Below are 25,630 nucleotides of genomic sequence, written 5' to 3' on the forward strand. Positions count from 1 at the left end.
CATCGCTACAGCGGCGGCAGCATGCCGCCCGCGCGGGACATCATGCCCGAAGGAAGCTAAACGGGGCGATGCTGCTCGATGTGCTCGGACAGCGTGCGCAGGCTGGTGAAGATCTTGCGGTTCTCGGGGTTGTCCGAGCGCAGCTGGAAGCCATAGCGCTTGGACACGGCCAGCGCGATCTCCAGCGCATCGATGGAGTCCAGACCGAGATCTCCGCCGAACAGGGAGGCATCCGGATCGATCTGGTCAGCCGAGACGCTGTCCAGATTGAGGCTTTCCACAATTAACGTCGCCAGTTCATGTTGTGCGGCAGTCTGCTCGGCCATGCCTTCGATCCGTACGGTGCTAGCGCCTCTCCCCCAGAGGCGGCGGTCGACGAGTGTAACATAGCGACCCTTTCCCCCCGGCTGGAGCCCATGGTTCAGGGACGTGAAAACACCAGGCCGGCCCCACGCCGGGCGCCCCGGGTGTCCTATCGGCAGGCCGACCCGGCGGCCGTGCTGGCCGAGCCCGGCGCCTTGGCCGTGTTTGGCTTCGGGGCGGGCGCGGCGACCAGTGACGATCCTCGCTGGCTGCGTGTGGCGCTGGAAACCTTCGACGCCCCGGCGCCGTTGGAGATCTGGCAGGTGGATGCGCCGGTCACCCAGGGTCGCGAAGGCGACCTTTGCTGGGCCGCCGGTGGCGGATGGCTCTATGCGGCGGTCGAGCTGGATGAAGCCGTGCATGGTGGTCCGCGTGCAACGGCGGCGACCGCCTATGCCCAGCTGCGCGCCTTCCTGGCCGGCCGCAGCGAGCGGCACGTCCTGCGCATCTGGAATTACCTCGCCGACATCAACCAGGGTGAAGGCGACGACGAGCGCTACAAGTTGTTCTGCGAGGGCCGCGTGGACGGCATGGGCGATTTCTTCGCCGAAGGCTTTCCCGCCGCCACCGCCATCGGCCACCACCAGGCGGGCGCGCGGTTGCAGGTTTACCTGCTGGCCTGTGACCAGGCCGGCGAGCGGGTGGAAAACCCCCGGCAGGTCAGCGCCTGGCGCTATCCCCGCCAATATGGCCGCAGCGCGCCTACCTTCGCCCGCGCCATGGCGCTGCCGGCCCAGGACGCGCTGGCCATCTCAGGAACCGCCGCGGTGGTCGGGCACGCCTCGGCCCACGAAGACGACCTGCTGGCCCAGCTGGACGAGACGCTCGCCAATCTGGAGGCCTTGCTCGGCAGCGCCGGCATGGGCGCCGGCTTCGACACGCAGTCTCCGCTGAAGGCGTATGTGCGCCACGCGGCCGATGCGGCGCTAGTGCATGACTTCCTGCAGCGACGCCTGCCCGGCGTCCCGGTGCTCAGCCTGCACGGCGATATCTGCCGGCAGGAACTACTGGTGGAAATCGACGGCTGGCGTTACGCCTAGCACACCCGTTTTAGCCGCCGAAGCCGCGTGGCGAGTGGCAGGCCGGGAAGGCCTGGCGGAAGTGGTCCTGCAGGAATCCTGCGAGCGATGCCTTCCGATCCGGCAGGCCCACATACAGGTCGGCCACCGAGACGTCGCCCTTGCCATCCTCCAGCGCCGACACCGGCACGCTGCTCAGCACCGCCGCGTGGACGGTCAGGCCGCCGGAGCGATAGCGGAACAAAGCGGTGCAGTCGTCGGGGCGCGATTGCCAGCTCATCACCGGATTGGTCTGGCCAAGGTCGATACCCGGCGAGTTGTGCTGGCTGCCCAGGCGTTCACCCGCGCCCGGCAACAGGCCTTCGGTCTCCTCCAGCAGGCAGGACTCGCAAGCCGGGATCACCGTGTAGGTGATCCAGCCGGCTGAGGCGCCCTCGGGGGCGACGAAGGTGTACAGGGTGTTGCCGTCGGCGCCGATGGCCGCGTGCTGCACGCGCCAACCCTGCGGGACCGGCATCCAGCCGACCACTTCGCCGTAGAACCATTGGGGCGCGTCTTTGGACGTCGTGTCGGCCGCCGGCACCGGCGGCAGCTTTGCGGCGTTGGCGCGGACCCAATCACCAGCGCCTGAGTGCACGTCAATCAGCGTGACCATGGCGCCACCGACCGACGTCACGTGCAGCATGTAGTCGACGCCGGGCGCCGACTGCGTCTGCGGCGTCGTGCGCAACTCGCGCACGCCGGCGGAAGCGTGTGACGACGCGGCGGCCAGCACGGCCAGCAGGGCCGCGGCGACGATCAGGAAGACACTGGCGAATCGGTGTTGCATGAACCCACTCCTGTCAGGTGTGCAAGAACCCATGGAACTGGCCTCCACCATCGGCAGAGGACCACACTGTCACGATGAAGCACCGCCCTTGGCGTAGGCCGGATCCAGATGGCCTAGAAACGCGCGGATCTGCGCGTTGAGATACGGGTTGGCCGCGCCCTCCGCCTGATCGACCACGGTTTCGTCGTGGAACGACTGGGTCTTCAACAGGCTGCCGCTGGCCGAGTCGAACACGTGCACGGTGGCGGTGTAGCTCACCAGCGGCGGGCCGTGTCCGCCGCTCATCATGGCGCTGTTGGACAAGGCCATTTCGGGCACGTAGCGCACGACCACCCGATAAGGCCTGGCCTGGTCGCCTGTCGCCGATGGCGTGCCGTTGGAGAAGGCCGGATCATTCGGCGCAACCGCATGGACGGACAGGTGGCGCCAGTCCGCCCAGTCGTCGAAGGCGCGCTCGACAATCTCGCAGTTGACCGTCTTGCTGGTGCAGGCCAGATAGAACTCGAAACGTGGCTTGGCGTCGGCGCCGAACAGTTGCAGCGGCCCGCGGCTCGCCGTCGCGCCACCCGCGCCCACCGATGCCGTGCTCGCACAACCGTGCAGGCACAACGCCGCCAACATCATCGTGCCTAACATCCGGATACGCATGACCAACTCCTTGGTGGGCGAATACGAACCTGCGAAATATCTGCTGGGAAAGCAGGGTTGGACAGCGGCTCAGCTCTTCTTCACCGGGCGACGCCAACCGCCGATCGTCATCTGGCGTGCACGCGCCACGGTCAACTCGCCCGGCGGTGCATCCTTGCCGATCACGGAGCCGGCGCCGATCGTGGCCTGCGCGCCGATGGTCACCGGCGCCACCAGCGCGGTGTTGGATCCGATGAACGCGCCGTCGCCGATGATGGTCGGGTGCTTGTTCACGCCGTCGTAGTTGCAGGTGATGGTGCCGGCGCCGACGTTCACGCCGCTGCCGATCACCGTGTCGCCCAGATAGCTGAGGTGGTTGGCCTTGCTGCCTTCGCCCAGCTTGGCCTTCTTGGTCTCGACGAAGTTGCCGATGTGCACGCCGGCGGCCAGTTCGGTACCCGGGCGCAGGCGCGCGAACGGACCGATGATGCACGGCCCGTGCGTCACCACGCCCTCCAGGTCGCAGTGCGCCTGCACCACGGTGCCGGCCGCGAGGTCCACATCCTTGAGGCGGCAGAACGGGCCGATGCGCACGTCCTCGCCCAGCGAGACCTGGCCCTCCAGGATCACGTCGATGTCGATTTCCACGTCCATGCCGGCACGCACGCTGCCGCGCACGTCCAGTCGGGCCGGATCGGCCATGCGCACGCCTTCCAGCGCCAGCGCCTTGGCCGCACGCTGGCGGTATTCGGCCTCCAGCTCAGCCAGCTGCCAGGGATTGTTGGCGCCGGCGGCCTCGAAGGCGTCCTCGCATTCCACGCATGCGGCGGCGCGGTTCTCGCCGGCGGCCATGGCGAAAATATCAGTGAGGTAATACTCACCCTGCACGTTGTTGCGATCGAGCCGCGACGTCCACCGCTTCAAGGCGTCCGCCTCCGCGGCGACGATGCCGGTGTTGATCAGGTTGGTCGCGCGCTGGGCGTCGTCGGCGTCCTTGTCCTCCACCACCTGGCGCACGAGGCCGTTGCCATCGCGCAGCACACGGCCATAGCCGGAAGGATCCGCCACGCGCGTGGCCAGCAGCGCCACGGTGCCTTCAGCCGAAACCAGCCGCTTGAGGGTCTGCGCCCGCGTGAGCGGCACATCGCCGTAGAGCACCAGCACGACTGCCTCGTCGGGCACGTCCAGCAGGGCCTCGCGCACCGCATGGCCGGTGCCCAGGCGCTGGGACTGCAGCACCCAGCGCAGATCCGCCTGCCCCTCGAAGGCCGCCCGCACCTGCTCGCCGCAGTGCCCGTAGACCAGATGGATCGCCTGTGGCTGCAGCGCGCGCGCCGCATCGAGCACGTGGGCGAGCAGGGGGCGTCCGGCCAGCGGCATCAGCACCTTGGCCTTCTTCGACTTCATGCGCTTGCCTTCGCCAGCGGCGAGGACGATCACATGCAGGGGGGCGGTTTTGTTCATGTGGATCCCTGGATGGAGCTAGCCGCGGAGCATAGCAGCGTGCGGATGGACGGCCTCAGTCGTCTGAATGGCCTAGTTCGGGCACGCCGTCATGGGCGAGCGGCAGCGCCTCGACGAGCGGCCGACCATCGCGCCAGGCGAAGCGGAACAGGTAGCCCACGCTGAACGGCTGCGGCCCGCTGTCCACGTCGTGCGCGTTGCCGGCCGCGTCGGCGGCCCAGCGGCTGGTGCGAAGGGGCATGAAGATCCACTGCAGCGCTGCCTCGCGCACCGCCGCGGCGAATAGGCGGCGCTGCGCATCTGCCTGCGGCTCACCGTCGATACGCACTTCGGCCACCTTGCCCTGTTCATCCACCATCAGCCGCGCCCGGATCTCCTGCGGTGGCAGGCGGGCGGTTACCAGGGTGGGTGGATAGACCGGTAGCGGATGACTCGGCACGTCCCCGCCGGTCGAAGCCTGGCCGAGCGCCAGCGGTATGTGCTGCATGGCGACCGCGGAAGGCGAGCCACCGCTGCGAGGCACAGTAGCGCACGCGCCGAGCACGAGGGTCATGAGCATGATCGCCAGTGGGCCGCGCCGGAGGCATGCGCCGAATCGATCGTCATGCTGCGCCGCCATGGACCGCGCCTCCCAATCGCTGCGCCAGCAGCATAAACAAAAACGCCGGCCCCAAGGCCGGCGCTTCGTATCCTTCGCCCGCTCGCGCGGGGAACGACGGCTTAGTGCTTGAGCGTCTTGCGCAGGCGCTCCAGCGCCTGCAGCTGGGTCATGGCCTGGGCCAGCTTGGCCTGGGCCTCGGCGATCTCGACGGCGTCGGTGCGGTTGGCCAAGGCGTCCTCGGCTTCCTGCTTGGCGCGCTGTGCGGCGGCCTCGTCCAGGTCGGCGGCGCGTGCGGCGGTATCGGCCAGCACGGTGACGACCTGCGGCTGCACTTCCAGGATGCCGCCCGACACCCAGAACTGCTGACGCTCGCCGTTGCCCAGCACCACGTCGACGTGGCCGGCCTTCAGGCGGGTGATCAGCGGCGCGTGGCGGGGCGCGATGCCCAGCTCGCCCATCTCGCCGGTGGCCACCACCAGCTGCGCGTCGCCCGAGAAAATCTCGGCTTCGGCGCTGACGATGTCGACACGGAGGGTATGAGTCATGACGGTATTCCGGTGCGTTCGATGAAAAGCAGACGATGCTGTGTGGAGCTAGGCGAAGCGCGATGCACGCGCTTCACCGCCAGGCTTCACACGGATCAGGCCGCCTTCTTGGCGCCCATCTCCTCGCCCTTCTTGATGGCCTCGTCGATGCCGCCGACCATGTAGAACGCCTGCTCCGGCAGGTGGTCCACTTCGCCGTCCACGATCATCTTGAAGCCACGGATGGTTTCCTTCAGCGGCACGTACTTGCCCGGCGAGCCGGTGAACACTTCGGCCACGTGGAACGGCTGCGAGAAGAAGCGCTCGATCTTGCGGGCGCGGGCCACGGTCAGCTTGTCATCTTCCGACAGCTCGTCCATGCCCAGGATCGCGATGATGTCCTTGAGATCCTTGTACTGCTGCAGCATGCCCTGCACGCGGCGGGCGATGCCGTAGTGCTCGGCGCCGATCACGTTCGGATCGAGCTGGCGGCTGGTGGAGTCCAGCGGGTCGATCGCCGGGTAGATGCCGAGCGAGGCGATGTTACGCGACAGCACCACGGTCGCATCCAGGTGGGCGAAGGTGGTGGCCGGCGACGGGTCGGTCAGGTCGTCCGCGGGCACGTACACGGCCTGGATCGAGGTGATCGAGCCGGTCTTGGTCGAGGTGATGCGCTCCTGCAGGATGCCCATTTCCTCGGCCAGCGTCGGCTGGTAACCCACCGCCGACGGCATGCGGCCGAGCAGCGCGGACACTTCGGTACCGGCCAGCGTGTAGCGGTAGATGTTGTCCACGAACAGCAGCACGTCCTTGCCCTTGCCGTGCTCGTCCTTCTCGTCACGGAAGTACTCGGCCATGGTCAGGCCGGTCAGCGCGACGCGCAGACGGTTGCCCGGCGGCTCGTTCATCTGGCCGTACACCATGGCCACCTTGTCGAGCACGTTGGAGTCCTTCATCTCGTGGTAGAAGTCGTTGCCCTCGCGGGTACGCTCGCCCACGCCGGCGAACACGGACAGACCCGCGTGCGCCTTCGCGATGTTGTTGATGAGCTCCATCATGTTCACGGTCTTGCCCACGCCGGCGCCGCCGAACAGGCCGACCTTGCCGCCCTTGGCAAACGGGCACATCAGGTCGATGACCTTGATGCCGGTTTCCAGCAGGTCGCTGGCCGCGGCCTGGTCTTCGTAGCTCGGGGCTTCACGGTGGATTTCCCAGCTGTGCTCGTGGCCGATCGGGCCGGCTTCGTCGATGGGGTTGCCCAGCACGTCCATGATGCGGCCCAGGGTGGCCTTGCCGACCGGCACCTTGATGGCTTCGCCGGTGTTGCGCGCCTGCAGGCCACGCTTCAGGCCGTCGGTGGAACCGAGGGCGATGGTGCGGACGACGCCGTCACCCAGCACCTGCTGGACTTCCAGCGTGATGTTGGTGCCGTCGATCTTCAGCGCGTCGTAAACCTGCGGCACCTGATCGCGTGCGAACTCCACGTCGATGACCGCGCCGATGATCTGTACAACTTTGCCCTGGCTCATGGAAATGCTCCGGATGGATCTTTTAGGTTCGTTACAGCGCCGCCTTGGCGTCGCTCTATTTAAGTAGTGCAACCATGGATGGTTGCTTTTTGACGCTAGCGATCATGGATGATCGCCCTGAACATTCGCGGTCATGGATGGCCGCTTTTTTGATCTACGCGATCAGGGACGATCGCTCTTACACCGCCGCCGCGCCGCTGACGATTTCCGAGATTTCCTGGGTAATCGCCGCCTGACGCGCCTTGTTGTAGACCAGCGTCAGTTCGCCGATCACCTTGGTCGCGTTGTCGGACGCGCTCTTCATCGCCACCATGCGTGCCGCATGCTCACTGGCGAGGTTTTCCAGCACACCCTGATACACCACCGACTCGATGTAGCGCGCCAGCACGTGCTCTAGCACGGTGACCGCGTCGGGTTCGTAGATGTAGTCCCAGTCGTGCTTCTGCTCGAGTGCGAGACCGGCCACCGGATAGTCCGGCGTGGTCGATCCCGTTTCGGCCGCGGCCAGTTCCTGCGCCACCGCCGGCAGCGGCAGCAGCGCGTGCACGGCCGGCGTCTGCACCATGGTGTTGACGAAGTCGTTGTGGGCGAGGAACACGCGATCGAGGCGGCCGCCCATGTAGGCGTCCAGCGCGATCTTGATCACGCCGATCAGGTCTTCCAGCTTCGGCCGCTCGCCCAGATGGCTGGCGGTGGCGACCAGATTGACGCCCTTGATGCGGCGGAAGAACTGGATGGCCTTCTGGCCCACAGCCACGACGTCGACTTCCACGCCCTGGTTGCGCCATTCCTGGATCGCAGGCAGCAGGCGACGGAACAGGTTGGCGTTGAGGCCGCCGCACAGGCCGCGATCGGTGGAGATGATCACGTAGCCGACGCGGTTGACCGATTCACGCTCCTGCAGGAACGGATGCTGGAAGTCGCTGGTGCTGGCCTGGGCGATGTGCGCGATCACCTTGCGCATGGATCGCGCATAGGGACGCGAGGCCTTCATCAGATCCTGCGCCTTGCGGATCTTCGAGGCCGAGACCATCTCGAGCGCGCGCGTCACCTTGCGCATGTTCTGCGTGCTCTTGATCTTGGTTTTGATTTCGCGTCCGCTTGCCACGTCTGCCTCAACCTTGTGGGTTATTGCGATCCCGGCGTTGCCACCGGCTTGCGGTACGGCCGTTCACACGGCCGTACGCGCGGTCTGTTGCTTACCAGCTACCGGTCTTCTTGTACTCGTCGAGCGAGGACTTGAAGACGGCTTCGATGTCGTTGTTCCAGTCACCGGTGGCGACGATCTTCTTCATCAGGTCGCCGTGGTTCTGGTGCATGAAGGCGTGCAGGCCCTTCTCGAACGGCAGCACCTTGTTCTGCGGCAGGTCGTCGAGGTAGCCCTTCTCGGCTGCGTACACCGACAGCGCCAGCTCGGCCACCGACAGCGGGGCGTACTGCGACTGCTTCATCAGCTCGGTCACGCGCACGCCGCGGTCCAGCTGGGCGCGGGTTGCCGGGTCGAGGTCCGAGGCGAACTGCGCGAACGCAGCCAGCTCGCGGTACTGCGCCAGGGCCAGCTTCACGCCGCCGGACAGCTTCTTGACGATCTTGACCTGGGCGGCGCCGCCCACGCGGGACACCGAGATACCGGCGTTCACGGCCGGGCGGATGCCGGCGTTGAACAGGTCGGTTTCCAGGAAGATCTGGCCGTCGGTGATCGAGATCACGTTGGTCGGCACGAACGCGGACACGTCGCCGGCCTGGGTCTCGATGATCGGCAGCGCGGTCAGCGAACCGGTCTTGCCCTTCACTTCGCCATTGGTGAACTTCTCGACGTACTCCTCGGAGACGCGCGCGGCGCGTTCGAGCAGACGCGAGTGCAGGTAGAACACGTCGCCCGGGTAGGCTTCGCGACCCGGCGGGCGCTTCAGCAGCAGCGAGATCTGACGGTAGGCGACGGCGTGCTTGGACAGGTCGTCATAGATGATCAGCGCGTCTTCGCCGCGGTCGAGGAAGTACTCGCCCATGGCGCAGCCGGAGTACGGCGCGATGTACTGCAGCGCGGCCGACTCGGACGCCGAAGCCACGACCACGATGGTGTTGGCCAGCGCACCGTTCTCTTCGAGCTTGCGCACGACGTTGGCGATCGACGAACGCTTCTGGCCGATCGCGACGTAGATGCACTTAATGCCGGAGTCTTTCTGGTTGATGATCGCGTCGATGGCCAGCGCGGTCTTGCCGGTCTGGCGGTCGCCGATGATCAGCTCGCGCTGGCCACGGCCGATCGGGATCATCGAGTCCACCGACTTGTAGCCGGTCTGCACCGGCTGGTCGACCGACTTACGCCAGATCACGCCCGGCGCGACCTTCTCGATCGGCGAGGTGAGCGGCGCATTGATCGGACCCTTGCCGTCGATCGGGTTGCCGAGCGAATCGACCACGCGGCCGAGCAGCTGCGGGCCGACCGGCACTTCGAGGATGCGGCCGGTGGTCTTGGCCACGTCGCCCTCGCGCAGGTGCTGGTATTCGCCCAGCACCACGGCGCCGACCGAGTCACGCTCGAGGTTCAGCGCCAGCGCATAGGCGTTGCCCGGCAGTTCGATCATTTCGCCCTGCATCACGTCGGCCAGGCCGTGGATGCGAACGATGCCGTCGGACACGCTGATGATCGTGCCCTCGTTGCGGGCTTCCGCGCCGAGCTTGAACTGCTCGATGCGGCTCTTGATCAGTTCGCTGATCTCGGACGGGTTCAGGGTGGTGCTGGACATGGGTCGATATCCTGAAATTTAAGTCTTTGGTGAAGAGTCCAGCCATGGATGGCCAGTTTTTGCTCTTCGCGAAACGGACTTCGCTTGAATGCTTACACCGTCAGCGCGCGAGTCATGCGCGCCAGACGTCCACGGGCGGAGCCGTCGATCACTTCGCTGCCGGTGTCGATCACCACACCGCCAAGCAGCGCCGGGTCGACCTGGGTCTCCAGTTCGATCTCGCGCTTGAAGCGGCGCTTGAGCGACACCTTGAGCTGGTCAGCTTGCGCGGCGTCCAGTGCAAAGGCGCTGGTCACCTTCACCAGCAGCTGCGACTCGGAGTCACGCTTGTACTCTTCGTACTGCGCGGCGATCTCCGGCAGCAGGCCCAGGCGACGATGCTCGGCCAGCTCTCCCAGGAAACGGGCGAACGGCGCATCGGCGGCCATGCCCTGCGGCAGGTGGATGGCCACCAGCTGCGAGGGCTGCACGCGCGGATCGTTGGTCAGACTGGCCACGCGCGTGTCACCGGACACTTCGGCGGCGAACGCCAGCGCCTGCGACCATGCGCCAAGCGAGCCGGCCTCATGGGCCAGCTCGAAGGCTGCACGTGCATAGGGGCGGGCGAGGGTGATTGCCTGGGCCATGACTTAGATCTCGGCCACGAGCTGGTCGAGCATGGCCTTGTGGGCCGACGGGTCGATCTCGCGCTGCACGATCTTTTCCGCGCCCTGGACAGCCAGACGGCCGACCCAGCTACGCAGTTCTTCGCGCGCACGCTGCTGCATGCTGGCGATCTCGTCGGCGGCGGCGGCCTTGAGGCGGTTGGCCTCGGCGATCGCCTCGTCACGAGCCTTGTCCACGATCTGGTTGGCCTGGCCCTGGGCGCGCTCGATGATCTCGGAGGCCTGCTGGCGGGCCTGCTTGATCTCGACGGCAGCCTTGGCGTCGGCGTCCTTCAGCTCGGCGCGTGCCTTTTCGGCGGCGGCGAGGCCTTCGGCAACCTTCTTCTGACGCTCTTCGATCGCATGATTGAGCGGCGGCCAGATGAACTTGGTGGTGAACCAGACCAGGATGGCGAAAGAAACCATCTGGCCCAGGAAAGTCAGATTGATATCCATGAGCTTTCCAATTAACTCCGGTAACGCGTTAAACCGCCAATCGCCGCAGCGCATTCACGCTGCGGCGACTCATTTCCGCCAATTAGCCGCCGACGGCGGTCTTCAGCGCGGCGATCAGCGGGTTCGAGAACGCGAACAGCAGGGCCACGGCCAGGCCGATAATGAACGCAGCGTCGATCAGGCCGGCGAGCAGGAACATGCGGCCCTGCAGCAGCGGGACCAGCTCCGGCTGACGGGCGGCGGACTCGAGGAACTTGGAACCCATGATGGCGATACCCAAGCAAGCGCCCAGAGCGCCGAGGCCGATGATGACGCCGATGGCGATGGCGGTGAGGCCCTGGACGTGAGCGACGAGTTCGACGAGGTTCATGGAAATCTCCTGTGAATCTTTCTAAAGAGTGGTAAGAGCGAAACGGATTAAAGCGAAACCGGATGGAACAGAAACGTCAGTGATGCTCACGCGCCGTGGCGATGTACACGATCGTCAGCATCATGAAGATGAACGCCTGAAGCAGGATGATCAGGATGTGGAAGATGGCCCACGCCGTGTTGAAGATCACGCCCGGCAGGAAGCTGATCCAGCCCGCGAACAGGCCCGCGATCAGCATGAACACCAGCTCGCCGCCGTACATGTTGCCGAACAGTCGCATGGCGAGCGACACTGGCTTAGACAGGTATTCGACGACATTGAGCAGGAAATTGAACGGCACCAGGATCGCCACCACCACCGGGTTGTGGGCGTGGAACGGAGAGGTCATCAGCTCCTTGCCGAAGCCCAGCGCGCCCTTGGCCTGCATGCCATGGCCCAGCACGATGAAGAACACGGCCAGGGCCAGGCCCACGGTGGTGTTGATGTCGGCGGTCGGCACCCAGCGGAAGAAGGTATGGTGCATGGCCTCGATGCCGGCCATTTCCTTGACGGTCCAGCTCGGGGCGTCCAGGGGCAGCAGGTCCATCGCGTTGAGGAAGGTCACCCACATGAAGATGGACAGGGCCAGCGGGGTCAGCGTGCGACGGTCGCCGTGGAAGGTGTCCTTCACCTGGGTGTCGACGAACTCGACAATGATCTCGACGAAGGCCTGTCCCTTGGACGGCACGCCCGACGTGGCCTTGCGGGCCTTCAGCCAGAACCACAGGCAGAACAGCGCGCCCAGCAGGAAGGCCACCACGAGCGAGTCGAGATGGATCTGCATGAACGGGCTGTCACCCAAGCTCACCGTGTTGTGGTGAAGGTGATGCTGGATGTATTCGGTTAGTCCGCCCTGCGGCTCGCTTGCCATGTGTTAGCCCTTGAATCTGAACGCCATCAGATTTATTGCGTAAGCAGCCACCAGCCCCGTGATGGCAGCTAGTGGCGGTAGTTTCCATTGACCAAGGATCATGATCAGCCCTCCGAAGATCACGATCCATTTGAGGACCACGCCTGACATCACGCGCCACATCGTCATGCCGCCCCCACCCAACCCGGCGAAGGTACGCCACGCCAGAAGCGCGGTACCCAGCGCCACGATCGTGGCGCCCGCAGCGGCCGCCATTGCATGGCGGAGCCCCTGCGTCAGGAAGGTGAGTCCCACCGTCGCCGCCACGGCGAGCTGCAGCAAGATAATGCGCAGCGCCAGGCGACGACCGGAAGCAAGACTGTTGAGCACGTGGTGTCCCCGCGCGGTTACGCTCGAAGGCGGCACCGAACCAGCTACGGGCCACGGTCCAATCTGAAAAAGTATATCAGCGAGGCATTTACCGTCACAAGCCGCAGCTGCTGCGACAACTTGTCCGGCCCTCGAAGCCTTCACAATTTCATGCGAAGGATTTCACGCAAAGAAAAAGGGCCGGACTGAAATCCGGCCCTGGACGCAACGTAGGGGGAAGAAGTGCTGCGTCGGTAAAGCGGTCTTACTTGGCGCCAGCGGCCTTCTTCACCGCGGCCACCGGGGCGGCCACGACGTCGTTGGCGGCCTGCTGCTGTTCCTGCACCAGCGCGCCCAGCGACTCGGCGGTCTTCTGGGTCACGGCGATGATTTCCTGGGTCACGGCGACGGCACGCTCGGCGTTCTCGCGGCTGGCGCTCGAAGCCTTCTCCCAAAGGGCGCGCAGGCCATCAATGTCACGCGTTTCCAGCGCCCCGCTGATGAACTCGGCCGCGGCCTCGGACTGCTTTTCCAGAGCCTTGATCTGCAGCTCGGCGATCTTCTCCAGACCCTTCAGCGCCACCGACTGGGCCTTGAATGCGCTGTCGGCCAGCTGCTTGGCGTAGGCGAAAACCTGGGTATTCAGTTGCTGCGTCATGACTTGGTCCCTCGACGGGAGTAGGGGTAGTGGTATGCACTCTACCAAGCCATTTTGTGCAGTGCAATATATTTTTCCTGAACAGAATCACGTGTCATAAAAAGTTCAAGAAAGACACCGCATTACGTCAGACCGACGAAATTGCGCGACGCATCAAAAACTGTCACGGCTACAAGTTGCCCCGGAGGTGCAGGTCTCGTTGACCATCACCTTGTCCAGGCCGGGCAGCGCCGGCTGCAGGCGGGTGAAAATCCAGCGCGCCAGCACTTCGCTGGTCGGGTTCTCCAGCCCCTCGATGTCGTTGAGGTAGTGATGGTCGAGCTGATCGAACAGCGGCGCGAAGGCCGCCTTCAGATCGGCGAAATCCATCACCCAGCCAAGCTGCGGATCGGGCTCGCCCGCGACGTGGATTTCGACGCGGAAGGAGTGGCCGTGCAGGCGCGCGCACTTGTGGCCGGGCGGCACGTTGGGCAGGCGATGCGCCGCCTCGATGTGGAAAACTTTGAAGATATGCATGCGGACATTCTACCGCCGGGTCCGGACATCGCGCCGAAGGCAGGGCACGAACCCACCTCGCGCATACAGCGGACCTGCGTCAGGGAATCTGGTCGCTGAGGATGATCACGTTGAGCTGGCGGCCCTTCCAGTACATCTGGTGGACGCGCTCCCTGAGCAGCTCCAGGGCATCGCCGCGGCAGCTCCCGAAGGTCAGCAGCACCGCCGGTCGCGAACCATCGCCGGGCACCTGCTCGATGTCGTCGACCGGAGGAAATCCGTACTTGTGGAGGAACTCCTTGAGCTCCTCATCCGACGTGTCCGGTGCAATGTTGCCCAGCAATAGACGGCCCATGATCGTCACTCCCGTCAGCAGTTGTTCGCCGGCCATCCCGCTCCACCGGATCAGAATTTCTCCGCGATGTATCGGAACGGGTAATCCGGCTCTTTGTAGTCGCCCCGCTTCTGTCGCTTGGGCAGGGTGACCTTGGGACGGTCCACCTCTTCGTAGGGGATCCGGTTGAGCAGGTCGGCGATGATGTTGAGGCGCGCGCGCCGCTTGTCGTTGGAGTTGACCACGAGCCACGGTGCGAACTGCGTGTCGGTGGCGCGGAACATGTCGTCGCGCGCACGCGAGTAGTCGTACCAGCGGCTGTAGGACTTCAAGTCCATCGGCGACAGCTTCCACACCTTGCGCCCATCGTGGATGCGTCCCTTGAGTCGGCGAGTCTGCTCATCCTCGCTGACCTCCAGCCAATACTTGAGCAGGATGATCCCTGAGGACTCCATGGCGCGCTCCACCAGCGGCGCCACGCGCAGGAAGCTTTCGACCTGCTCATCGGTGCAGAAGCCCATCACGCGCTCGACGCCCGCGCGGTTGTACCAGCTGCGGTCGAAGATCACGATTTCGCCCGCCGCCGGCAGGTGCGGCAGGTAGCGCTGGATGTACATCTGGCTTTTTTCGCGATCGGTCGGCGACGGCAGCGCCACTACACGGAACACGCGCGGACTGACACGCTCGGTGATGGCCTTGATGGTGCCGCCCTTGCCCGCCCCGTCACGGCCTTCAAACACGACGCAGATCTTGGCGCCGGTGTGCTGCACCCACAGCTGGAGCTTCACCAGCTCGGCATGCAGCTTGGCGAGCTCCTCGAGGTAGAGCTTGTTCTTCAGCTTGCCGCCGACCTCGGGCTCGCCTTCGGTCTCGGCCACTTCTGCAGCCTTCTTGTGCTTCGCCATCACGATGTGCCTCCACGCTGTAGAGGAGTGCCCGCCCGGTCCCGGCGGATCCGCCGGTGCGGGAAACCGTTAGAGCTTCAGGCTTGGCGTGTCGACGTTCCGCCAACGCCGGGTGCACGGGGCAATGTCGATGTCTCGTCCCGCTCCGCGGGACGGACTCAGAGCCACTCCAGCAGGTACCAGGCGGTGAACGACTCGCCGGGGGCGAGGACCTGGGCCAATCCCAGGTTGAAGCCGTCGGGCGGGCCGCTCTGCGGCTCCACGCAGGTGGCGTGGTCCGGCTGGTCGTAGACCACCCAGTGGTCGCAGTCGGAGCTCAACTGCAGGCGCTGCCCGGCGCGGTGCAACACCACGGGCCGGCGATTGATGAAGCAGTCGTCCCACGGCCCCGGCGGTGGCTCGACGACCGGCAGGCAGGCCATGCCCTCTTCGTCGCGCGGGTAGCAGCCCGTGGGCGCAAATTCGAGGCGCTCCGGCTTGATGAACCATGGATGCCAGCCGACCGTGGCCGGCATGCCACGTGCTCCCGCCGTGACGGTCAACTCCATCCGCAGCCGGCGCTCGCAGACCAGAAAGCGCTGACGGGCCGTGCCGCCAAACGGCCAGCGCTCGTCCTGCGGCAGAGCCAGTGAGAGCACCAGCTCGCTCGCCCCGTGCACCTCGACTTGCCAGGGCAAGGCGAAGCCCACGCCGTGGATGGCGTGCGCGCCCAGGTTGATCGGCAAGCCGTGATGCTGGCCGCCAAAGCCAAAGCGACCGTGACGGATGCGTCCGGCCCACGGCACCATCGGGTAACTGCCCCAGCCGATCATCGGCGCGTCGGGGCTGTGGCCGACCAGCCAGTCCAGTCCCTCGCAACGGATCTGCGCCACGCGGCCACCGGCGGCCGGCGCGACCGCCACTTCGAGCTCACCCTGGCCGATGCGCAGCAACGGACCCGGCGCCATGGGCGCCATCGCCTCGTCGCTCGGCGGCGTCGGCCCGGTGGCGTCAGGCGCCATAGGGGTCCTGGCAGAGGATGCGGCCTTCCGCGTCGTACTCGAGCTTGGCCATCTTGATCGAGCGCAGGTGGGTCACGCCGCCGGACAGGATCGAGTCGTGATAGAACAAATACCACTGATCGCCGACCGCAACGATCGAATGGTGCGTGGTCCAGCCGACCACCGGGGTCAGGATCCTGCCCTGGTACGTGAACGGGCCGTACGGATGGTCCGAAGTGGCGTAGCACAGCAGGTGCGTATCGCCGGTGGAGTAGGACAGGTAGTACTTGCCCTGATGCTTATGCATCCACGGGCCTTCGAAATAGCGCCGGTCGTGGTCGCCCGCGCGCAGCGGCTGCCCGGCCTCGTCGAGTATCACGATCTCGTGCGACCACTCGGCGAACTGCTTCATGTCCTCGCTGAGCCTCGCCACACGCGGCCCCAGGGCCGGCTCTTCAGGCGTCGGTTCCTCGTTGGACTCGTGGAAGGCGTTGTCGCGGTACTTCTGCAGTTGTCCGCCCCAGATGCCGCCGAAATACATGTAGTGCGCGCCGTCGTCATCCGCGAACACGGCCGGATCGATCGAGTAGCTGCCGACGATGGCCTCCGGTTCCGGCGCGAACGGCCCTTCGGGACGGTCGGACACGGCCACGCCAATCTGGAACAGGCCGTTGCTGCGCTTCGCAGGGAAGTACAGGTAGTAGCGACCATCCTTCTGCGCCGCATCGGGCGCCCACATCTGGCGCTCGGCCCAGGGCACGTCCTTCACGTGCAGCGCGACGCCGCAGTCGACGGCTTCGCTCTCGGGCGACTCCATGCGGAAGACGTGGTAGTCCTCCATGCAGAAATGGTCGCCGTTGTCGTTGAACGGCACGCCGCCCTCGATGTCATGCGAGGGGTAGATGTAGATCTTGCCATCGAACACGTGCGCCGAAGGATCGGCGGTGTAGATGTGCGTCACCAGCGGCGCGGAAATGGCGCGCGCGGCCAGCGCCGACAGGTCTTGGGAAGCAGATTCGTCCGACATGGTAATACCCGGTAAAGATGCGCAGCCGCCTCAGGCGGCCCCGCCGACCGCAAGCCGCCGCTGGCTGAGCTCGTGCTCGATGCGCAGCTCCATGGGCTTGTTGATCTTGTAGAAGAAGAGCAGCCCGACCGCGACCAGGAAGGGCAGGGAACAGAACAGGCTGACGGTGAGGCGGATGCCGTTGACCACGCCGGCCGACTGCGAAGCGGCTTCGGCGACGTAGCCGTAATGGGCGAGGATGCCGGCCACCAGGGCGCCACCCACGCTCAGGCCCACCTTCAGGCCGCACAGCATGGCCGAGAAGATGATGGCGGTGGCGCGGCGACGATTCTTCCACTCCGAGTAGTCCGCCACGTCGGCGATCATGGCCCACAGCAGCGGAATGGTGATGCCGTAGAAGAAGCCGTGCAGGATGTAGGAGCCCACCACCAGGCCGATCGCCGCCGGCGAGTACACGTAGAACGCCAGCAGGAACAGCGTCGAGGCCAGCAGCGCCCCACCGAACACGTCGCGCTTGCCGAAGCGATCGGCCAATCGCTTGGAAAAGCCGATGCCGACGATCATGAAGATGATGCCCATCGCGTTGAACAGGCTGAAGGCCGAGGTGGGCGCATCCTTGGGCCAGCGAAATTCGGTCAGCCCCACATGGGTGAGCAGCGCGTTGAGCCCCGCGATGAAACCGTTGAAGCCCACCCGGTCGAGGAACGCCGACAGCTGCGCCTCATCGAGGTAGTACTTGAAGTAATAGATGTACATGCCGCCCTTCAACGCGAGGTTGACGAACAGCAGGATGGTCACCGCCAGCATGATCTGCCACGGGCGGTTGTTCATCAGGTCGACCAGGTCGTCGCGCACGCTGGAGGCTTGCTCCTGCGACGGCACGATGCGCTCACGCGTGGTGAAGAAGGTGATCAGGAAGAACACCGTGCCGACGATGGCGAATATCGTCATGGTGTTGTGGAAGCCGAGGGCCTTGTCGCCATTGCCCAGGATCAGCACCAGCGGCAGCAGCAGCACCTGGATGATGAACTGCGCCACCATCACCGCCACGAAGCGGTAGGAGGACAGGCTGTTGCGCTCGGCCATGCTGCCGGTGAGCACACCGCTCAGCGCCGAATAGGGAAGATTGTTGGCGACGTAGACCATCACCAGCAGCGCATAGGTGGCCATGGCGTAGGTCACCTTGCCCTGCTCGCCCAGGTTGGGCGTGCTGAAGGCCAGCAGCGACAGTCCGCCGAACGGGATGGCGGTCCACAGCACCCACGGGCGGAACTTGCCCCAGCGGGTATGCGTGCGGTCGGCCACCAGCCCCATCACCGGAGTGAACACGAAGGCGCCGAGAATGCCGACCACAAAAATGAGCGTTGCCGCCGTCCCCGCCGGAATGCGGAAGACGTCGGTATAGAAAAAGGCGAGAAAGGTCACCAGGGTCTGGAAGATCAGGTTGGCGGCCAGGTCTCCCAGGCTGTAGCCGATCTTTTCCACCACCGAAAGCTGTTGCGGGGTGCTGCTGTTCATGCGCGCTGGTGTGCCTGTGTAAAGCTGAGAAACCGGGGCTCCTGCCTTCCAACATCCATCATGACAGGGAGCGGCCCGTCCGGCTCGGGGTAGCCGGACGGGCCGTCACTGCTTCGCGGGCGAAGTAACTGCTTAGAAGCTGCCGCGCACGCCGAGCATGATGGTGTAGCCCGGGTTGTAGTACGTGTACGCCGCGTTGTCGTAGGTCATCGTCTGGCGCAGGCCTGCCTTGGTCAGGTTGATGACGTTCAGCGTGAGGCTCGGCTTGGACGTGACGTTCGCAAACTGGTAGCTGGCCGACAGGTCGAGCTGGCCACGGGCGTCCGTCTTGATCTGCGCAAACGGCAGGCCGTTCTGGTTAGCCGTGGAGCTGATCTGCTGGGAGTTCCAGGTGTAGGCCAGGCGAACCATGGCGCCGTAGTTTTCCCAGTAGGCGGTGACGTTGTAGGTGTGCGGCGAGATGCCGATCGCCTGCGCAGGCACGCCGTTGCCGATGCTCTTCTGGGACACCACCGTGTAGTTGCTCTGGATGCCCAGGCCCTTCACGATGAAGTCGAGCGGCTGCACCCAGTTCGCTTCCGCGCCCTTGATCTGCAGCAGGCCATCCGCGTTCACCTGCTGGCTCACCACGACCTGCGCCGCGCTCGGGCCGCCACGCAGGTTGATCGCCGCCTGCTGCGTATCCGTCAGGCTGGAGAACGGAATACCCATCTGCGAGAACGGAACGACGTTCGTGCCCTGGACGGTGAAGCCGTTGATGCGCTTGCCGAACAGGTCGAGCGCGACATAGCCCTCGGCGCCGGTGTACCACTCGCCGCCGATATCCAGGTTGTTGGAAATGTACGGCTTCAGCTTCGGGTTGCCCTCGGAGGCCACGTTCGCCGACGGGTCGCTGAAGTTGGTGTTCGGCAACATGGCGCTCGGGTCCGGACGGGTCATCGAGCGCGACGCCGCCAGGCGCAGGATCACGCTGTCGGTGGCGTTGTAGGCCACGTTCAGCGACGGCAGGTAGTAGCCGTAGTTGTTCTTCAGCGTGACGTAGGTCAGCTGGCCGCCGAGATTGGACGGACCGGCGATGGTCTGGTCGGTGTAGGCGTGACGGATACCGCCATTGACGCGCAGGTCATGGCCGTTGATATCCCACTTGCCGTTGCCTTCCAGGTACATGCCCCAGGTGCTTTCCTCGATGTTGCCGGCGTTGGCGCCGCTCGACGCCGAGTAGGCGAGCGGTGCAGTGGCATTGAGGTAGGCGTAGTTGGTGGCCGCCATCAACGCAGACGAATTGACGTTGATGAAGCCGTTCGGACCGGCAGTGACGAACTGGCCCCAGTTGCTGCCGACAACAGACTTCACCTCGTTACCCCAGGCGGTGCTGTTGTCGTAAGCGCGGATCTCGCGCGCGATGTCGTCGTAGGCGACGCCGGCGCGGAGGTTGTTGCTGTCGTCGCCGTACTGGAAGTCCCAGCGCGTGCCCTGGTTGTTGGTTACGCGCGCATCGTTCTGGATGTTGACGCGGTAGTAGCTCCAGGGCAGCGTCGGATCGTTGAGATTGATCCCCGGGGTGATGGTCGGGAAGTTGCCACCGGTGTTGTTGAACGACACCGTGGTCGTGGGCGACATGAGCAGGATCGACGGCGCTTCCTGGCGATACCAGCTGCGCTGGCTATAGCCCTGGAAGTCCAGCTTCATGTCGTCGCCGAACAGCAGCGTGCCACCCGGATTGATGTTGTAGAACTTGGTGTGCTGGTCGTACGGGCGCTGTTCCAGGAAGTACTGCGCGTTGGCAAAGTTCGCCTGGGTCACCACGTTGTTCTGGTCGACCTGCATGTTCACCGGGATCATCTGGCCGTTACGGCCGACCAGGTCCATGTCGGTGCGCAGGAAGTTGCGCTCCTTCTGCGAGTACAGCGTATCCAGGTAGAAATGCGCCCAGTCAGCCGGACGCCACTCGAACGAGGCCATGGCGGACTGGTGGTCGTTGGTGCCGTTCGTGAAGGCATCGCGACCAAGGCGCGGGATCAGCGCATTGGCAAGCTGCGACGTGTTCAGGCCCGGGTTCAGCGCCAGCAGCCCTGCGTTGTTGAGGGTCGTGCCAGGCACCAGGCCGAGGCCAGCGCCTGCCGGCACCGTGCTCGGAATGACCCAGCTGCTGCCGCTCGGGCTGCAATGGCCGGTGGCGTTGCCGCACTGGGCGGCGCTCAGCTGCGGCGTGGTGAAACCAACCGTCTCGTAGCCGTTGACGTCATAGTCGTTCTTCGACGCCTGCAGGCCGACCAGGGCGCCCCAGGTGTTGTCAGCGCTGGTGTAGCTGCCGATCACCGCGCCGCGCGGACGCACGTCGCTGCCGATCGAGTTGTAGCTGGCCTGAGCCGAATAGGTCAGGTGCGTGCCCGGGTTGTCGAACGGGCGGGTGGTGCGCATGTCGACCACGCCGGCGATGCCGCCTTCGGTCATGCCCGGGGTCGGCGTCTTGTTGACCGTCAACTGGGTGAAGAACTCGGTCGGCAGCAGGTCGAGGTCGACCTCGCGGTTCTGGTTCTGCGCGTTCAGGCCGCCGGCCGAGGCCACGGCAAGCTGGGAGCCGTTGATCAGGATCTTGGTGAAGTCAGTGCCCAGGCCGCGGATCTGCACGTTCACGCCTTCGCCCGTCACGTCGCGCGTCAGCTGCACGCCCGGCACGCGGGTGAGCGACTCGGCGATGTTGAGGTCGGGGAACTTGCCGATGTCTTCGGCGAACACCGAGTCGGTGACGTTGGTCGCGTCACGCTTGGCGTCGGTCTGGAACTGGATACTGGAGCGGTAGCTGCCAGACACGTTGACCGTGCCCAGCGTCTTGGTCGATGCCGACGACGGACCGCTGGCGGCCTGGCCATTGGCCTGCTGGCCGTTGTTCGTCTGCGGCTGGGTCTGATCCTGCGCTGCGGCCGGCGTCGACGGCTGGTCTTCCGCGTGCGCGACGCCCACGGCGCCAAGCAGGACGAGACTCAAGGCATGCGCCAACACGGTTTTCTTGATTCGAGCTTGCTGCACCATACTCCCCTCACGATTTCTGGTGACCAATCGTCCCCCGAGCGCCGCAATGGCGCCCGCGATTCGTCTTATTGGTGGTTTGTACTTCGCACCCGACGGCACAGCGTCGCGGCGTGCTCGAAAAGGTAGCGCTAACACTTGCGCCCCGCACGCTGCATGGCAGCAAACATTTCTTGCGATCAAAAACAACCGAAAATTCGGCTACATGGACCGTTTTTCCCAGCCCTGTCCGGACTGCTGCGGATGCAAATGACATCCACGGAAAACAGTGGCAATAATGGTAGCGCTATCACTTTCGAATTCAGTACAGGTGGGGGACGCCATGGCGGCAGCCGGGGACATGCGCAACGTGGCGCCAGGGTCGGGTCAGGACGGGGATCATGCTGCACCCGCGTCAAAGTTCGGGGCCGGCATCGGCCGATTCCGCTGGCGCGTCTGCGCCATGCTGCTGGCCGCCACCACCATCAGCTATATCGACCGCCAGGTGCTGGGCGTGCTCGCGCCGTTCCTGCAGGACAAGATGGGCTGGAGCGAGGTGCAGTACAGCACCATCGTCACCGCGTTCCAGGCCGCCTATGCGATCGGCCTGCTGTGCGCGGGGGCGGTGATTGATCGCTTCGGCACCCGCATCGGCTATGCGCTGGCGATCGGCATCTGGAGCCTGGCGGCGATGGGCCATGCGCTGGCCACCGGCGTGGTGAGCTTCGCCGTCGCGCGCTTTGCGCTGGGGCTGGGCGAGTCGGGCAATTTCCCGGCAGCGATCAAGGCCGTCGCCGAATGGTTTCCGCAACGCGAGCGCGCGCTGGCCGCCGGCATCTTCAATTCGGGATCCAACATCGGCGCCATCGTCGCGCCTTTGCTGGTGCCGGTGGTGGCGGCGACCTTCGGCTGGCAGGCCGCGTTCCTTTGCACCGGCCTGCTCAGCGCCACCTGGCTGACGGCCTGGCTGATCACCTACCGCACGCCCGACCAGCAACCCCGGCTGTCGGCGGCCGAGCGGGCCTATATCGGCGCGGAACCGGCGACGGCGGCGGCGCGAGTGCCCTGGCTGCAGCTGCTGCGCCATCGCCAGACCTGGGCGTTCGCCGCGGCCAAGTTCTTCACCGATCCGATCTGGTGGTTCTTCCTGTTCTGGCTGCCCAAATTCCTGCATGCCAAGTACGGCCTCGGCCTGGTGCAGCTCGGCGCGCCGCTGATCATCATCTTCCTGCTCGCCGATGCCGGCAGCATCGCCGGCGGCTGGCTGGCCGGCTGGCTGATCCGCCGTGGCCTCAGCGTCAATCGCGCGCGCAAGGGCGCCATGTTGTTGTGCGCGCTACTGGTGCTGCCGGTGATGTTCGCCGCCAAGGCCGGCAACCTGTGGCTCGCCGTGGCGCTGGTGGGCCTGGCCACGGCCGGGCACCAGGGCTGGTCGGCCAATGTCTATACGCTCACCTCGGACCTGTTTCCGCGCCGCGCGGTGGCCTCGGTGGTGGGCATGGGCGGTTTTGCCGGCGCGGTCGGCGGCATGCTGATTTCCACGGTGATCGGCCTGCTGCTGCAGGCCACCGGCAGCTATGTGCCGGTGTTCCTGCTGGCCGGCGGCGCCTACCTGTTCGCCCTGCTGGTGGTGCAGCTGCTCGTGCCCAGGCTGGAGCCGGCCGCACTGGATGATCAACCCTCGACTGGCGACCACACGTCCGGAGAAACAACCGCATGAACATCGCAAGGCACGCATGGCTGGGCATGTTGCTGCTCGCCGCGGCATGGACGGCGCACGCCGCGCCGCTCGCCGACGGGCAGGCGAAGTTCCTCGGCAGCGCGTACAGCCTGCATCAGGCCGAAGGGTTCGCCGACTACTGGAACAAGGTCTCGCCCGAGAACGCCGGCAAGTGGGCCAACATGGAGCCTGTGCAGGGGCAGATGGACTGGGCCAAGCTGGACGAGGCCTATCACTTCGCCAAGTCGCACGGCTTCCCGTTCCACATGCACGTCCTGGTGTGGGGCCAGCAGCAGCCGACGTGGATGAAGCGGCTGCCGCCCGACGAACAGCGTCGCGCCATCGAGGCGCACTTCGCGGCGGTCGCCGAGCGTTACCCGGATCTGGATTTCGTCGAAGTCGTCAACGAGCCGCTGCACCATCCGCCCAAGGGCTGGTCCAGGGACAGCGGCGGCTACATGGATGCACTCGGCGGTCACGGTGACAGCGGCTGGGATTGGGTGATCACGGCGTTTCGACTGGCGCGCCAGCACTTCCCGCATGCCAAGCTGCTGATCAACGACTACAGCATCACCGGCAGCGACAAGGCCACGCAGCGCTACCTGCAGATCATCCAACTGCTGCAGCGTGAGCATCTGATCGACGGCATCGGCCTGCAGGAGCACGCGTTCGAGACCACGGCCAAGGTGCCGATGGAGGTGCACCGCGCCAACCTCGACCGGCTGGCGGCCACCGGCCTGCCGATCTACGTCACCGAGCTGGATATCGACGGCCCCACCGACGAAGCGCAGCTGCAGGATTTCCAGCGCGTGTTCCCGGTGTTCTGGGAGCATCCCGACGTCAAGGGCGTCACGCTGTGGGGATTCCGGCGCGGCCTGTGGCGTGACAAGCACGGCGCCTACCTCGTGCGCGAGGATGGCAGCGAACGCCCCGCCCTGACCTGGCTGCGCCAGTACGTCGAATCGACCGCTGCGCACCCCGCCGACGCCCCGGCGCAGGCGCCGCGATGACGCCCTGGCTGCAACGACTTCCCGACCTTTCCCTGTCCACACTTCCGACCGACACCCCCTCGCCATGAACTCCGCACCCCACCCGCTGACGCTGCACGAAGACCGTCTGTTTGCCGCCGAGCCCACCCAACGGGCCATCGCGCGCCGCCTGTACGCGCAGGTGTCTGGACTGCCGATCATCAGCCCGCACGGCCATACCGATCCGTCCTGGTTCGCCGGCAACGCGCCTTTCGCCAACGCCACCGAGCTGTTGCTGGTGCCGGACCACTACGTGTTCCGCATGCTCTACAGCCAGGGCATCCCGCTAGACGCGCTGGGCATCCCGCGACGCGACGGCTCGCGCGCCGATGTCGATCCACGCGAGGCGTGGCGTGTGTTCGCCAGCCATTTCCACCTGTTCCGCGGCACGCCCTCGTCGATGTGGCTCAACCACGTGTTCCACGACGTGTTCGGCCTGCGCGTGCGCCTGGACGCCAGCACGGCGGACCAGTACTTCGACCACATCAACGCCGCGCTGCAGACGCCGGACTTCCGTCCGCGCGCACTGTTCGAGCGCTTCAACATCGAGCTGATCGCCACCACCGAGTCGCCGCTCGATCCGCTGGAGCATCACGCAGCCATCCGTGAAAGCGGCTGGGGCGGCCGCGTGATCACCGCCTATCGCCCCGACGCGGTGGTCGATCCGGAGCACGAGCAGTTCCCCGACGCGCTGCGTCAGTTCGGCGAGCTCACCGGCGAGGACGTGTACAACTGGGACGGCTATCTGCGTGCGCACCGCCAGCGCCGCGCTTTCTTCGCTGCGGCCGGCGCCACCTCCACCGACCACGGTCACCCGACCGCGGCCACGGCGAACCTCTCCCCCGCCGAGGCGCGTCGCCTGTTCGACACGGTGGTGCGTGGCGAGGCCACTGCCGCTCAGGCCGAACTGTTCCGCGCCCAGGTGCTGACCGAGATGGCCGCCATGAGCCTCGACGACGGCCTGGTGATGCAGCTCCACCCGGGCTGCTTCCGCAACCACAACCTCGGCCTGTTCGAGCATTTCGGTCGCGACAAGGGCGCGGACATCCCGCTGCGCACCGAGTACGTGCACGCGCTCAAGCCGCTGCTCGACCGCTTCGGCAACGAGCCGGGCTTCCAGCTGATCCTGTTCACGCTGGACGAGAGCACCTACAGCCGCGAACTCGCGCCGCTCGCGGGCCATTACCCGTCGCTCCTGCTGGGACCGGCGTGGTGGTTCCACGACGCGCCGGAGGGCATGTGGCGCTTCCGCGAGCAGACCCTCGCCAGCGGCGGCTTCTACAACACCGTCGGCTTCAACGACGACACGCGTGCGTTCCTGTCGATCCCGGCGCGCCACGACGTGGCCCGTCGCATCGACTGCGCGGTGCTGGCCAAGCTGGTGTCTGAGCACCGCATGGAGGAGGACGAGGCGGCCGAACTCGCGGTGGAGCTGGCCTATCGCCTGCCCAAGAAGGCTTATCGCCTGTAATCAGGCGGAGCGGGCAAGGTGTCATCGACACCTTGCCCGCGACCCGTGTGC

Annotated in this window: 26 protein-coding genes; 4 read left to right on the forward strand and 22 right to left on the reverse strand. The window is 65.6% G+C overall.

What is annotated here, in order from left to right; genetic code table 11:
* Nucleotides 1-56: 56 nt before the first annotated feature.
* Nucleotides 57-326 (reverse strand): phosphopantetheine-binding protein, encoded by a 270-nt coding sequence (locus DVT68_RS10295; RefSeq protein ID WP_114824974.1) that lies wholly within the window; start codon nucleotides 324-326, stop codon nucleotides 57-59.
* A 90-nt stretch (nucleotides 327-416) separates the two neighbouring features.
* On the opposite strand from DVT68_RS10295, the gene DVT68_RS10300 reads away from it, so the two are divergent.
* Nucleotides 417-1,403 carry a chorismate transformation FkbO/Hyg5 family protein gene (locus DVT68_RS10300; RefSeq protein WP_114824975.1) on the forward strand — a complete coding sequence of 329 codons (987 nt, stop codon included), beginning with the start codon at nucleotides 417-419 and terminating at the stop codon, nucleotides 1,401-1,403.
* A gap of 10 nt (nucleotides 1,404-1,413) precedes the next feature.
* Here DVT68_RS10300 and DVT68_RS10305 read toward each other — a convergent pair whose 3' ends face one another.
* The 21 genes from DVT68_RS10305 to DVT68_RS10405 all read right to left on the reverse strand — a co-directional run bounded on the left by DVT68_RS10305 (nucleotide 1,414) and on the right by DVT68_RS10405 (nucleotide 21,384).
* On the reverse strand, nucleotides 1,414-2,211 hold the full coding sequence (locus DVT68_RS10305; RefSeq protein WP_114824976.1) for a DUF4850 domain-containing protein: 798 nt from the start codon (nucleotides 2,209-2,211) through the stop codon (nucleotides 1,414-1,416).
* Nucleotides 2,212-2,280: 69 nt separating this feature from the next.
* Entirely contained in the window at nucleotides 2,281-2,859 is a 579-nt protein-coding gene (locus tag DVT68_RS10310; protein ID WP_147281704.1) for a hypothetical protein, read from the reverse strand.
* 69 nt (nucleotides 2,860-2,928) lie between these two features.
* Nucleotides 2,929-4,302: a bifunctional UDP-N-acetylglucosamine diphosphorylase/glucosamine-1-phosphate N-acetyltransferase GlmU gene (gene glmU, locus DVT68_RS10315; protein WP_114824978.1), complete on the reverse strand. Its 1,374-nt coding sequence runs from the start codon at nucleotides 4,300-4,302 to the stop codon at nucleotides 2,929-2,931.
* Nucleotides 4,303-4,357: 55 nt separating this feature from the next.
* Nucleotides 4,358-4,921 carry a hypothetical protein gene (locus tag DVT68_RS10320; protein WP_233523427.1) on the reverse strand — a complete coding sequence of 188 codons (564 nt, stop codon included), beginning with the start codon at nucleotides 4,919-4,921 and terminating at the stop codon, nucleotides 4,358-4,360.
* Nucleotides 4,922-5,022: 101 nt separating this feature from the next.
* Nucleotides 5,023-5,448: a F0F1 ATP synthase subunit epsilon gene (locus tag DVT68_RS10325; RefSeq protein ID WP_114824979.1), complete on the reverse strand. Its 426-nt coding sequence runs from the start codon at nucleotides 5,446-5,448 to the stop codon at nucleotides 5,023-5,025.
* A 95-nt stretch (nucleotides 5,449-5,543) separates the two neighbouring features.
* Nucleotides 5,544-6,956, reverse strand: a complete 1,413-nt coding sequence (gene atpD / locus DVT68_RS10330; protein ID WP_114824980.1) for a F0F1 ATP synthase subunit beta — start codon at nucleotides 6,954-6,956, stop codon at nucleotides 5,544-5,546.
* Between the two features lie 178 nt (nucleotides 6,957-7,134).
* A complete protein-coding gene (atpG, locus tag DVT68_RS10335) occupies nucleotides 7,135-8,064 on the reverse strand; it encodes a F0F1 ATP synthase subunit gamma (RefSeq protein WP_114824981.1) in 930 nt (309 codons plus the stop codon).
* Between the two features lie 91 nt (nucleotides 8,065-8,155).
* A complete protein-coding gene (gene atpA, locus DVT68_RS10340) occupies nucleotides 8,156-9,706 on the reverse strand; it encodes a F0F1 ATP synthase subunit alpha (protein ID WP_114824982.1) in 1,551 nt (516 codons plus the stop codon).
* Between the two features lie 92 nt (nucleotides 9,707-9,798).
* Nucleotides 9,799-10,332, reverse strand: a complete 534-nt coding sequence (locus DVT68_RS10345; protein ID WP_114824983.1) for a F0F1 ATP synthase subunit delta — start codon at nucleotides 10,330-10,332, stop codon at nucleotides 9,799-9,801.
* 3 nt (nucleotides 10,333-10,335) lie between these two features.
* The gene (locus DVT68_RS10350) at nucleotides 10,336-10,806 is read right to left on the reverse strand and encodes a F0F1 ATP synthase subunit B (RefSeq protein WP_114824984.1); all 471 of its coding nucleotides are present in this window, start codon (nucleotides 10,804-10,806) and stop codon (nucleotides 10,336-10,338) included.
* Between the two features lie 82 nt (nucleotides 10,807-10,888).
* On the reverse strand, nucleotides 10,889-11,176 hold the full coding sequence (atpE, locus tag DVT68_RS10355; protein WP_038622390.1) for a F0F1 ATP synthase subunit C: 288 nt from the start codon (nucleotides 11,174-11,176) through the stop codon (nucleotides 10,889-10,891).
* A gap of 76 nt (nucleotides 11,177-11,252) precedes the next feature.
* The gene (atpB, locus tag DVT68_RS10360; protein WP_114824985.1) at nucleotides 11,253-12,086 is read right to left on the reverse strand and encodes a F0F1 ATP synthase subunit A; all 834 of its coding nucleotides are present in this window, start codon (nucleotides 12,084-12,086) and stop codon (nucleotides 11,253-11,255) included.
* A 3-nt stretch (nucleotides 12,087-12,089) separates the two neighbouring features.
* Nucleotides 12,090-12,455, reverse strand: a complete 366-nt coding sequence (locus tag DVT68_RS10365; protein WP_114824986.1) for a hypothetical protein — start codon at nucleotides 12,453-12,455, stop codon at nucleotides 12,090-12,092.
* Between the two features lie 244 nt (nucleotides 12,456-12,699).
* The gene (locus DVT68_RS10370) at nucleotides 12,700-13,092 is read right to left on the reverse strand and encodes a phasin family protein (protein WP_114824987.1); all 393 of its coding nucleotides are present in this window, start codon (nucleotides 13,090-13,092) and stop codon (nucleotides 12,700-12,702) included.
* A 153-nt stretch (nucleotides 13,093-13,245) separates the two neighbouring features.
* Entirely contained in the window at nucleotides 13,246-13,608 is a 363-nt protein-coding gene (gene queD / locus DVT68_RS10375; RefSeq protein WP_114824988.1) for a 6-carboxytetrahydropterin synthase QueD, read from the reverse strand.
* Nucleotides 13,609-13,687: 79 nt separating this feature from the next.
* Nucleotides 13,688-13,942, reverse strand: a complete 255-nt coding sequence (locus tag DVT68_RS10380) for an RNA recognition motif domain-containing protein (RefSeq protein WP_114825334.1) — start codon at nucleotides 13,940-13,942, stop codon at nucleotides 13,688-13,690.
* Between the two features lie 50 nt (nucleotides 13,943-13,992).
* On the reverse strand, nucleotides 13,993-14,826 hold the full coding sequence (ppk2, locus tag DVT68_RS10385) for a polyphosphate kinase 2 (RefSeq protein ID WP_114824989.1): 834 nt from the start codon (nucleotides 14,824-14,826) through the stop codon (nucleotides 13,993-13,995).
* 158 nt (nucleotides 14,827-14,984) lie between these two features.
* Nucleotides 14,985-15,827, reverse strand: coding sequence for an aldose 1-epimerase (locus tag DVT68_RS10390; protein WP_114824990.1), 843 nt, complete (start codon nucleotides 15,825-15,827; stop codon nucleotides 14,985-14,987).
* A complete protein-coding gene (locus tag DVT68_RS20690) occupies nucleotides 15,817-16,833 on the reverse strand; it encodes a glycoside hydrolase family 43 protein (protein WP_114824991.1) in 1,017 nt (338 codons plus the stop codon). The genes DVT68_RS10390 and DVT68_RS20690 overlap by 11 nt, the downstream gene beginning before the upstream one ends.
* Before the next feature lie 30 nt (nucleotides 16,834-16,863).
* A complete protein-coding gene (locus DVT68_RS20695; protein WP_114824992.1) occupies nucleotides 16,864-18,351 on the reverse strand; it encodes an MFS transporter in 1,488 nt (495 codons plus the stop codon).
* 132 nt (nucleotides 18,352-18,483) lie between these two features.
* A complete protein-coding gene (locus DVT68_RS10405; protein WP_114824993.1) occupies nucleotides 18,484-21,384 on the reverse strand; it encodes a TonB-dependent receptor in 2,901 nt (966 codons plus the stop codon).
* A 439-nt stretch (nucleotides 21,385-21,823) separates the two neighbouring features.
* Here DVT68_RS10405 and DVT68_RS10410 point away from each other — a divergent pair, with 439 nt between their 5' ends.
* The 3 genes from DVT68_RS10410 to uxaC all read left to right on the forward strand — a co-directional run bounded on the left by DVT68_RS10410 (nucleotide 21,824) and on the right by uxaC (nucleotide 25,579).
* Nucleotides 21,824-23,080 carry an MFS transporter gene (locus tag DVT68_RS10410; RefSeq protein WP_233523447.1) on the forward strand — a complete coding sequence of 419 codons (1,257 nt, stop codon included), beginning with the start codon at nucleotides 21,824-21,826 and terminating at the stop codon, nucleotides 23,078-23,080.
* Nucleotides 23,077-24,090, forward strand: coding sequence for an endo-1,4-beta-xylanase (locus DVT68_RS10415; protein WP_114824994.1), 1,014 nt, complete (start codon nucleotides 23,077-23,079; stop codon nucleotides 24,088-24,090). Before DVT68_RS10410 ends, DVT68_RS10415 begins: the two co-directional genes overlap by 4 nt.
* A gap of 64 nt (nucleotides 24,091-24,154) precedes the next feature.
* Nucleotides 24,155-25,579 (forward strand): glucuronate isomerase, encoded by a 1,425-nt coding sequence (gene uxaC / locus DVT68_RS10420; RefSeq protein ID WP_114824995.1) that lies wholly within the window; start codon nucleotides 24,155-24,157, stop codon nucleotides 25,577-25,579.
* Nucleotides 25,580-25,630 lie beyond the last annotated feature (51 nt).

The organism is Dyella solisilvae (assembly GCF_003351225.1).
GTDB classification, from domain to species: domain Bacteria; phylum Pseudomonadota; class Gammaproteobacteria; order Xanthomonadales; family Rhodanobacteraceae; genus Dyella; species Dyella solisilvae.